This window comes from Streptomyces globisporus, from assembly GCF_003501885.1.
In the GTDB taxonomy this organism is placed as follows: Bacteria; Actinomycetota; Actinomycetes; order Streptomycetales; family Streptomycetaceae; genus Streptomyces; species Streptomyces globisporus_D.
Genome location: NZ_QWFA01000241.1, coordinates 1 through 8,064 on the forward strand (window position 1 = coordinate 1; position 8,064 = coordinate 8,064).

At 71.6% G+C, this 8,064-nt stretch carries 10 protein-coding genes; 4 read left to right on the plus strand and 6 right to left on the minus strand.

The genetic code is table 11. The features are described from left to right. Nucleotides 1–53 precede the first annotated feature (53 nt). Nucleotides 54–827, minus strand: coding sequence for an SDR family oxidoreductase (locus D3105_RS30390; protein ID WP_206272974.1), 774 nt, complete (start codon nucleotides 825–827; stop codon nucleotides 54–56). Nucleotides 828–1,006: 179 nt separating this feature from the next. Between D3105_RS30390 and D3105_RS30395 the strand changes: the two genes are divergently transcribed. Beyond that, on the plus strand, nucleotides 1,007–2,281 hold the full coding sequence (locus D3105_RS30395; RefSeq protein WP_118906128.1) for an exo-beta-N-acetylmuramidase NamZ family protein: 1,275 nt from the start codon (nucleotides 1,007–1,009) through the stop codon (nucleotides 2,279–2,281). Nucleotides 2,282–2,290: 9 nt separating this feature from the next. Here the strand turns inward: D3105_RS30395 and D3105_RS30400 are convergent, their stop codons facing one another. Further along, nucleotides 2,291–2,776, minus strand: a complete 486-nt coding sequence (locus D3105_RS30400) for a GNAT family N-acetyltransferase (protein WP_118906129.1) — start codon at nucleotides 2,774–2,776, stop codon at nucleotides 2,291–2,293. Nucleotides 2,777–3,019: 243 nt separating this feature from the next. On the opposite strand from D3105_RS30400, the gene D3105_RS30405 reads away from it, so the two are divergent. Further along, complete coding sequence (locus tag D3105_RS30405; RefSeq protein ID WP_118906130.1) at nucleotides 3,020–3,637, plus strand: hypothetical protein; 618 nt, start codon at nucleotides 3,020–3,022, stop codon at nucleotides 3,635–3,637. Nucleotides 3,638–3,673: 36 nt separating this feature from the next. On the opposite strand, the gene soxR is transcribed toward D3105_RS30405, so the two are convergent. After that, nucleotides 3,674–4,153, minus strand: a complete 480-nt coding sequence (soxR, locus tag D3105_RS30410) for a redox-sensitive transcriptional activator SoxR (protein WP_118906131.1) — start codon at nucleotides 4,151–4,153, stop codon at nucleotides 3,674–3,676. 113 nt (nucleotides 4,154–4,266) lie between these two features. Between soxR and D3105_RS30415 the strand changes: the two genes are divergently transcribed. After that, the gene (locus D3105_RS30415; RefSeq protein ID WP_118906132.1) at nucleotides 4,267–4,728 is read left to right on the plus strand and encodes a MaoC family dehydratase; all 462 of its coding nucleotides are present in this window, start codon (nucleotides 4,267–4,269) and stop codon (nucleotides 4,726–4,728) included. 24 nt (nucleotides 4,729–4,752) lie between these two features. On the opposite strand, the gene D3105_RS30420 is transcribed toward D3105_RS30415, so the two are convergent. From D3105_RS30420 to D3105_RS30430, 3 genes are all read right to left on the minus strand, one after another. Further along, nucleotides 4,753–5,385, minus strand: a complete 633-nt coding sequence (locus D3105_RS30420) for a TetR/AcrR family transcriptional regulator (protein ID WP_118906133.1) — start codon at nucleotides 5,383–5,385, stop codon at nucleotides 4,753–4,755. An 87-nt stretch (nucleotides 5,386–5,472) separates the two neighbouring features. Then, complete coding sequence (locus tag D3105_RS30425; protein WP_010070249.1) at nucleotides 5,473–5,763, minus strand: YiaA/YiaB family inner membrane protein; 291 nt, start codon at nucleotides 5,761–5,763, stop codon at nucleotides 5,473–5,475. A gap of 118 nt (nucleotides 5,764–5,881) precedes the next feature. Then, nucleotides 5,882–7,033, minus strand: a complete 1,152-nt coding sequence (locus tag D3105_RS30430; RefSeq protein ID WP_118906134.1) for an acyl-CoA dehydrogenase family protein — start codon at nucleotides 7,031–7,033, stop codon at nucleotides 5,882–5,884. Nucleotides 7,034–7,109: 76 nt separating this feature from the next. Between D3105_RS30430 and D3105_RS30435 the strand changes: the two genes are divergently transcribed. Further along, nucleotides 7,110–7,799 carry a TetR/AcrR family transcriptional regulator gene (locus tag D3105_RS30435; RefSeq protein WP_118906135.1) on the plus strand — a complete coding sequence of 230 codons (690 nt, stop codon included), beginning with the start codon at nucleotides 7,110–7,112 and terminating at the stop codon, nucleotides 7,797–7,799. The last annotated feature ends 265 nt before the right edge of the window (nucleotides 7,800–8,064 follow it).

Genomic DNA, 8,064 nt, shown 5'->3' on the forward strand with positions numbered 1-8,064 from the left:
CAGCCCCGACCGTGCTCCACGCCTGGCGGGGCTGGTGGGGCTGGTGAGGTCGCTCATGCTCCGCTCCCCTCCTCCCACTGCTGCTGGAGCCGGTTCATCCCTCGCATCCACCGGTCGGGATCGGCGGCGCGGGCCTGGTAGTACCCGGCCACCTCGGGGTGCGGCAGGACCAGGAAGCGGTCGGCGTCCATCGCCTCGAAGAGGGCGTCGGCGACGGCGTCCGGCTCGATGGCGCCGGGGGCGAGGACCAGCTCGCCGGCCGAACCGGCGGCGGTGAGCATGTCGGTGCGCACGCCCTGCGGACAGATCGCGTGGACCTTGATCCCGCGGTGGCGGTAGGTGAGCGAGAGCCACTCGGCGAACGCCACCGCCCCGTGCTTGGTGACGCTGTAGGGGGCGGCGCCGATCATCGTCAGCAGCCCGGCGGCGGACGCGGTCGTGACGAACCGCCCGCTGCCGCGCTCCAGCCAGTCCGGCAGGAGGGCCCTGGCCGCGCGGACGTGGGCCATCACATTGACGTCCCAGGCTGCGGCCCAGACCTCCTCGTCGGCGAACACGTCCCCTGGCGAGGCCAGACCGGCGTTGGCGCAGTAGACGTCGACCGTGCCGTCCAGCGCCTCCCGGGCCTCCTCCACGATCCCCGAGGCGTCCCCGGCGACGGCGATGCCGCCGATCTCCTTCGCGAGCGGTTCGATCCGCGCGAGGTCGAGGTCGTTGACGACGACCCGCGCCCCTCCGGCGGCGAACCTGCGGGCCAGAGCGGCTCCGATGCCGCCTCCGGCCCCCGTGACCACCACACCGGCGCCCTGCACCGTACCCATCGTCATCCCGCCTCTCCGATCCGGCTGCACCGGCAGACTAACCGGTCGGTATGTGATCGGGAAGGGCCTGGGCGCGACACGGCGGGCGGCTCGGGGAATCGGCGCGGCCCAGGTCGTTCCGCGCGGCCCCGGCCCGCGCTAGCGTGCGTGGCCATGACAGTCGGCGCGATCATGGAGGTAGCGGAATGAGCCTGACCCGACGTGGTGTGCTGGCCGCGGGAGGCGCGATGGGAGCGCTCGCGGCGACGGCGGCCGGCACCGGTAGCGCCTCCGCCGCCCCCGGACGCGGCCCGGGGCACGGGCGCGGCCGGGTGCGTACCGGCTTCGACCGGCTGGCGGCCGACGGCTACCGGCTGCTGCGGGGCGAGAAGGTCGGGGTCGTCACCAACCCGACCGGCATCACCGCCGATGTCCGGCACATCGTCGATGTGATGCACCCGGACGAGCGGGTGAACCTGACCGCGGTGTTCGGCCCCGAGCACGGGTTCCGGGGCACCGCGCAGGCGGGCGGCTCCGAGGGCCGTTACGACGACCCGGCGACCGGGCTGCCGGTCTACGACACGTACCTCAAGAGCGGGCAGGACCTCGCGGACATCTTCACCGCGTCGGGCGTGGACACCGTGGTCTTCGACATCCAGGACGCGGGTGCGCGCTTCTACACGTACATCTGGACGCTGTACGACTGCATGGAGGCGGCGGCGCTCGCGGGCAAGAGGCTCGTCGTGCTGGACCGGCCGAACCCGGTGACCGGGCGGGCGGCGCTGGGCCCGGTGCTGGACCCGGCGTTCGCCACGTTCGTCGGCCGCCGGGAGATCGCCCAGGCGCACGGGATGACGGTGGCGGAGCTGGCGCTGTTCTTCAACGCGGAGTTCCTGCACGAGAATCCGGTGCGCCTTGAGGTGGTCACGATGTCGGGGTGGCGGCGCTCGGACTTCTTCGACGACACCGGGCTGCCGTGGGTGCCGCCGAGCCCGAACATGCCGACGCCCGAGACGGCTCTGGTCTACGCCGGGACCTGCCTCTTCGAGGGGACGAACCTCTCCGAGGGGCGGGGCACCACGCGCCCCTTCGAACTCCTCGGAGCGGAGGGCATCGACCACCGCTGGGCGGCCGCGGCGAACGCGCTGGAACTGCCGGGGGTCGCCTTCCGGGAGGCGTACTTCGCGCCGACATTCTCCAAGTTCCAGGGCAGGACGGTGGGCGGGGTCCAGCTCCACGTCCAGGACCGGGAGGTCTTCGACCCGGTCCGCACCGGGATCGGCCTCCTGGTGACCGCGAAGCAGACGTGGAGCGGCTTCGCCTGGCGGCCGGACAACTGGATCGACAAGCTCACCGGGAACACCCGGGTCCGCACGATGATCGACGCGGGCGCGGACACGGACGCGGTGGTACGGGCGTGGCAGCGGGACCTGTCGGCGTTCCGGGCGAAGCGGCGGAGGTATCTGCGGTACGGGGGTTAGCCTCTCGGCTCAGGCTGCCGTGAGATCCATGTCGCCGAGGCACTCGCCGTCGTCCGTGAGGCCCCGCTTGCGGTACCCGAGCCGGAGGTAGAACTCCTCGGGCCCGCCCTCGCCCGGCTTCCAGGTCACGGTCGAGACCGTCCCGCCGCGCCGGCGGATCTCCTCGTTCACCGCCCCGACGGCGAACCGCCCGTAGCCCCGGCCCTGCTCCCCCGCGGCGACGGCGAGCCGCCAGAGCCCGGAGCGGTTCGGGGCGTCGGGCACCCCGGCGTCGAAGTCGAACGCCAGGTCGAAGTACGCCATCACGAAGCCGACGGCACGCTCACCGTCACAGATCAGCCGGGGCCAGGCGAGGTCGGGATGCACATAGGCCTCGGCAAGGGACTGCGCGACCGGGGAGACGAACCTGCGCTGCTCGGGTGCGACTTCCAGCCGACAGGCGTCGAGCACATTGTCGGCGGTGATCTTTTCGAGGCGCGGTCGAGCTGTGGTCATGGGGGAACCCAACCTCAGGGGGCCGTACCGGCGCCAGGGGATTTCGCCATCCGCCGGACACCTCCCGGGAACGCGCGCCCTCGCACCACCGGCCCGTGCGCCGCTCCGCTTCCGCCCGTGGCACCCCGCCCCACATGGGGATTCTCGGCCAATGGGCGGATTTCATCTTTCGATGGAGCCGAAACGGGCAGGCGTACGTCCATTCCATGACGTCCAAGGACGAGCGACGGAGGTGGCGGTGTCATGGCCGGTTTCCGGAGTCTTGCGAGACAGGTCCGAGATCCGCGGGGCGATCTGGCCCTGCGGCGGTATTCGCTGCGGAAGTGTTTGGAGAGGTTCGCCCCGTACGGGCACCGGGCGACCTGGGACCATCTGTGCGCCAGGCACGGGATCGGCCCCGAGGACCGGGAGCCCGATCCGGTGCGCCTGCTGAGCGCACTGGACGAACTGGAGGAGGCGCGGGCCGTCTGGCTCGCGTACGAGGCGGGGTTCGCGGAGCGGCGGCGGCGCGAGAAGCATGCTGGGCTGCGGCGGCCCGGTGCGTTCGACGACTGGCACCGGCGCACCTGGGGCGGTCACGGGGTGGCCCGCTGCACCGACCCGGGCGTCCATCCCACGGAGCCGCTCGCGGAGGTCCTGCGCCGTCTGATCGCGGCTCTCGGCTCCGGCCCCGGCTCGGCCTGTCCGGTCTGTGCGGGCACCGGCATCGAGTGGCGGCAGGAGCGGGGCGAGGAGCCGTGGGCGGGCCCGGTGTGCACGGGCTGCGGGATCGCGGTGCCACAGCCCGCCCTGACCGACCGCACCCTGGCCAGGGCCCGGCTGCCACGGCACCGGAGGCCGACCGCGGCGGCGGCCGCGTGACGTGACGGAACAGGAACGACGTTCGGTACTTCGGTACTAGGGGCGGTGCTTGGTCGGCTGCTTGCGTTCGGGCATCAGACGGGAACCGGTGATCTTCTCGCCGTTGATGTCGTCGGGGTTGGAGAGGACGCAGGTCTCCAGCGACAGACAGCCGCAGCCGATGCAGTCCGTCAGATGGTCGCGCAACCGGTGCAACTGCGTGATGCGCTCGTCCAGTTCCTTGCGCCACGCCTCGGAGAGACGGGCCCAGTCCTCGCGGTTCGGCGTGCGCTCCTCGGGCAGTTCCGAGAGCGCGTCCCGGATCGTGGCCAGCGGAATGCCGACGCGCTGGGCCGCCCGGACGAACGCGACCCGGCGCAGCGCGTCACGGGAGTACCGGCGCTGGTTGCCACTGGTGCGGCTGCTGGTGATCAGGCCCTTGGACTCGTAGAAGTGCAGGGCCGAGACGGCGGCGCCGCTGCGCGCCGAGAGCTGGCCGACCGAGAGTTCGTGGAGTGTCTGTGGGATCTGGGGCACCCCTCAAACCTACTGCCATGTCGTTGACAGGAACGGGCCGCCCAACGATGCTGAGCAAGCGCTTAGACATCGCGCCGGATGGTGCGTCGAGCCGGAAGGCAGGGACCGGGAACATGGCAGAGCCGAGGATCTTCACGTCCGCACAGGAGCTGCGGGACGGAGTGGGCCAGCAGCTGGGACACAGCGACTGGCTGGAGATCGAGCAGAAGAGGATCGACCAGTTCGCCGAGGCGACCGGCGATCACCAGTGGATCCATGTGGACCCGGAGCGGGCGAAGGACGGGCCGTTCGGCACGACCATCGCGCACGGCTATCTGACGCTCTCGCTGCTGCCCGCGCTGGTACCGCAGGTGATGCGGGTCGAGGGCATGAAGATGGGCATCAACTACGGGACCAACAAGGTCCGTTTCCCCTCGACCGTCCCCGTCGGCTCGCGGCTGCGGGCCACCGCGGTGCTCCGGGAGGTCACGGAGGTGGGCGGTGGCGTGCAGGTCACGGCGGTCGTCACCGTCGAGCGCGAGGACAGCGAGAAGCCGGCCTGTGTCGCGGAGTCGGTGTCCCGCTACTACTTCTGAACCGCGGCTTCAAGACCGCCGGGGCTACCGCGGAATCTGCCGGGCCCCGACCATCCGCAGGACGAGGTCGGCGTACAGCTCGCCGACCTCGTCGGGCGTGCGGCTGCCCTGGGCGTTGAACCAGCGGGCCACGTCGATGCAGAGGGAGAGCACCGCGAGCGTGGTGCCGGGGACGTCGGGGACGTCGAACTCGCCGTCGCGCACCCCTTCGCCGATGATCCGGCGCACCACCGCGTCGCTCCTGCGCCGCAGCGCGACGATCTCGGTGCGGTGCTCCTCGCCCAGCGCGTCGAGCTCGTACTGCACGACCCGGGCGGTGGTGTGGCGCTCCGCGTGCCAGCGGACGAAGGAGCGGACGGCTCCGGCGAGCCGTTCGGCGGCCGTGCCGTCCCGGTCCGCCTCGGTGTCGAGGACGTACAGCGCCCGCTCGTGGCCGATCTTGCTGATCCGGTGGAGCAGCTCTTCCTTGGTCTTGAAGTGGATGTAGAGCGCGGCCGGGCTCATTCCGGCCCGGCCGGCGATGTCACGGGTGGTGGTCGCGTGGTACCCGCGCTCGGCGAAGGCGTCCACTGCGGCGACGAGGAGCCGCCTGGCCGCCTCGGGAGTGACCTCGCCCCACGGCGTGTCCTCGCCGGTCGTCTCCTCCGCCGCACACATCGCCCAGGACCCCTCTCCGTCAACAGGACGAACACCATACCCCGAACCTGAGCAAGCGCTTAGGGCTTGTCCCGCCGACGGTACGGGTCAGAGCTTCTGGAACGGGTCGTGCTCGGCGAGGATCTTCTCCAGCCGGGCCTGGTCGACCCGGCTGTGGATCTGCCCGGCCTCCTGGCGGTCCCTGATCACCTTGGCCAGCGTGAAGCAGGACGTGACCAGGTAGAGCACGCCGATGGCGAGGAATCCGCGCACCCAGGCGTCGGCATCGAGGAAGAAGATACCGAAGGCGACCGCGCCGATGGCCACCATGAAGGAGGCCACGGCCTGGACGTAGAAGGCTGCGGTGCTCTGCTGCTTGACCGATGTCGTGTCACTCATGGGCTCAGCATCCCGCCGGCGTGGCGCACGCCACATCCGCGCCCGTACTCAGGCCGGCGCAGGCCGGTACTCAGACACCCGTGCGAGCCCGGGGCCGAGCAGGAGGCACGGACACCGGTCAGAAGGCGGAGACACCGGTGAGGGCGCGGCCGATGATCAGCTTCTGGATCTGACTGGTGCCCTCGTAGAGCGTCATCACGCGGGCGTCCCGCAGCAGCTTACCCACCGGGTACTCGTCGATGTAGCCGTAGCCGCCGAAGACCTGGAGGGCGTTGTTGGCGCAGCGGACGGCGGCCTCGGAGGCGTACAGCTTGGCCTTCGAGGCGGCGGTGGCGAAGTCCTGGCCCCGGTCGATCAGGTCGGCGACCCGCCAGGTCAGCAGCCGGGCGGCGTCCACGTCCACGGCGATGTCGCTCAGCAGTTCCTGGACGAGCTGGTGGCGGGCGATGGCCTTGCCGAACTGCTCGCGCTCACCGGCGTACCGCACGGCGGCGTCCAGGGCGGCCTGGGCGATGCCGACACAGCCCGCCGCGACCGACATGCGGCCCTTGGCGAGGGCGGACATGGCGATGGAGAAGCCCTTGCCCTCGGGGCCGAGGAGGCAGGACGCCGGTATCCGGACGTCCTCAAGAACCAGTTCGGCGGTGGCCTGGCCGCGCAGGCCCAGCTTGCCGTGGATGGTGCGGCGGGTGAGGCCGGGGGTGTCGGCGGGGACGAGGAAGGCGGAGACGCCGCGGTGGCCGGGGCTGTCATGTGTCCGCGCGAAGAGCAGGACGACGTCGGCCCAGGTGCCGTTGGTGATGAACATCTTGGTGCCGTTGACCACGTAGTCACCGCCGTCGCGGACGGCCCTGGTGGCGAGGTTCCCGGCGTCCGAGCCGGTGCCGGGCTCGGTGAGGCCGAAGCAGCCGATCGCCTCGCCGGAGGTGAGCCGGGGCAGCCACTGCCGCTTCTGCTCCTGACTCCCCCACGACGCGATCGTCTTGGCGACGAGGCCGAGCGATACGGAGACGATGCCGCGCACCGAGGAGTCGCCGCGCCCCAGCTCCTCGGTGACCAGGCAGTAGGAGAGGTGGTCACCGCCGGACCCGCCGTACTCCTCGGCGACGGTCAGCCCGAGGAAGCCGAGATCGCCGAGCTTCTTCACGATCGACCTGTCGACATTCTCGGCCCGGTCCCATGCGACGACGTGCGGGGCGACTTCACGGGCGACGAAGTCCTCGGCCAGTTTCCGGACGGCTTCCTGCTCCACGCTGAGCGCCAGGTCCATCGTGCGCCACCCCGCTTCCGACGATCGCTTAATTAGCACTGCTAGTTTCTGGCTCGCAGGGCCTACTATGAGCCGCATGGCCCGACCGCGCAAGCCCCTCCTCAGCCGAGACCGCATCGTCGGGGCGGCGAGCGCTCTCGTGGACGCCGAGGGGCTCGACGCCGTCTCCACCCGGCGGCTGGCGGCTGTCCTGGGGGTGAGCGGGCCCTCGCTCTACAACCACTTCCGCAACAAGGAGGAGATCCTCGACGCCGTCGCCGACGCGGTCTCCGCGCAGGTCGACCTGTCGATGTTCGAGGAGTCCGACCCGCGCGACTGGCGGGAGGCCCTGCACGACTGGGCGCTGTCCTACCGGGCCGCGCTCGCCGCGCACCCGCACATCGTCCCGGTGCTGGCCCGGGGGCCGGGCCGCCGTCCGGCGGGGCTGCGGGTGGCCGACGCGGTGTTCGGGGCGATGGTGGGGGCGGGGTGGCCGCCCGCGCAGGCGACCCGGATCGGGGCGCTGATGCGGTACTTCATCACCGGCTCGGCGCTGGGCTCCTTCGCCGGGGGCTTCGTCGACGACGAGACCGCCTACGACCCCGCCGACTATCCGCACCTCGGCCAGGCCCACCTGCTGGCCGACCACCGCCGCCAGGTCGACGAAGGGGCCTTCGAGACGGGGCTGCGGGCGCTGCTGGACGGGCTGGCGATCCAGTACGAGCAGTACGCGCGGGCGGTGGGCGACAACGCGGCGACGGTCCGGCCGGTGCCGAACCGTCCGTGACGCACGCTGGACGTATGGACCGTTCCCCCCGGCCACGGCCGCACGACTCCACCGCCGTCCGCCTCGCCGCGACGGCAGCCTGACGCCCCGCCGCTTGCGGACGGACCCGCGCCGTTCCAGCCCGTCCGGCGTTTGAGGACGGAACCGGTGCTGGGGTTGGGCGGCATCCCTGCTTCCCGGAAACGGAGGAGTCGCCCCGTACCACCGCCACGGTTCCCAAACGCCGGACGGGCTGGGAGGGCGGACGGGCTGGAGGGGGCGGACG

Bases quoted from the DNA above. Each gene is read 5' to 3' on its own strand.
- D3105_RS30425 (WP_010070249.1), bottom strand. From the start codon at position 5,763: ATGAGTGACACGACATCGGTCAAGCAGCAGAGCACCGCAGCCTTCTAC.
- D3105_RS30420 (WP_118906133.1), bottom strand. From the start codon at position 5,385: ATGTGTGCGGCGGAGGAGACGACCGGCGAGGACACGCCGTGGGGCGAG.
- D3105_RS30390 (WP_206272974.1), bottom strand. From the start codon at position 827: ATGACGATGGGTACGGTGCAGGGCGCCGGTGTGGTGGTCACGGGGGCC.
- D3105_RS30415 (WP_118906132.1), top strand. From the start codon at position 4,267: ATGGCAGAGCCGAGGATCTTCACGTCCGCACAGGAGCTGCGGGACGGA.
- D3105_RS30430 (WP_118906134.1), bottom strand. From the start codon at position 7,033: ATGGACCTGGCGCTCAGCGTGGAGCAGGAAGCCGTCCGGAAACTGGCC.
- D3105_RS30405 (WP_118906130.1), top strand. From the start codon at position 3,020: ATGGCCGGTTTCCGGAGTCTTGCGAGACAGGTCCGAGATCCGCGGGGC.
- D3105_RS30400 (WP_118906129.1), bottom strand. From the start codon at position 2,776: ATGACCACAGCTCGACCGCGCCTCGAAAAGATCACCGCCGACAATGTG.
- D3105_RS30395 (WP_118906128.1), top strand. From the start codon at position 1,007: ATGAGCCTGACCCGACGTGGTGTGCTGGCCGCGGGAGGCGCGATGGGA.
- D3105_RS30435 (WP_118906135.1), top strand. From the start codon at position 7,110: ATGGCCCGACCGCGCAAGCCCCTCCTCAGCCGAGACCGCATCGTCGGG.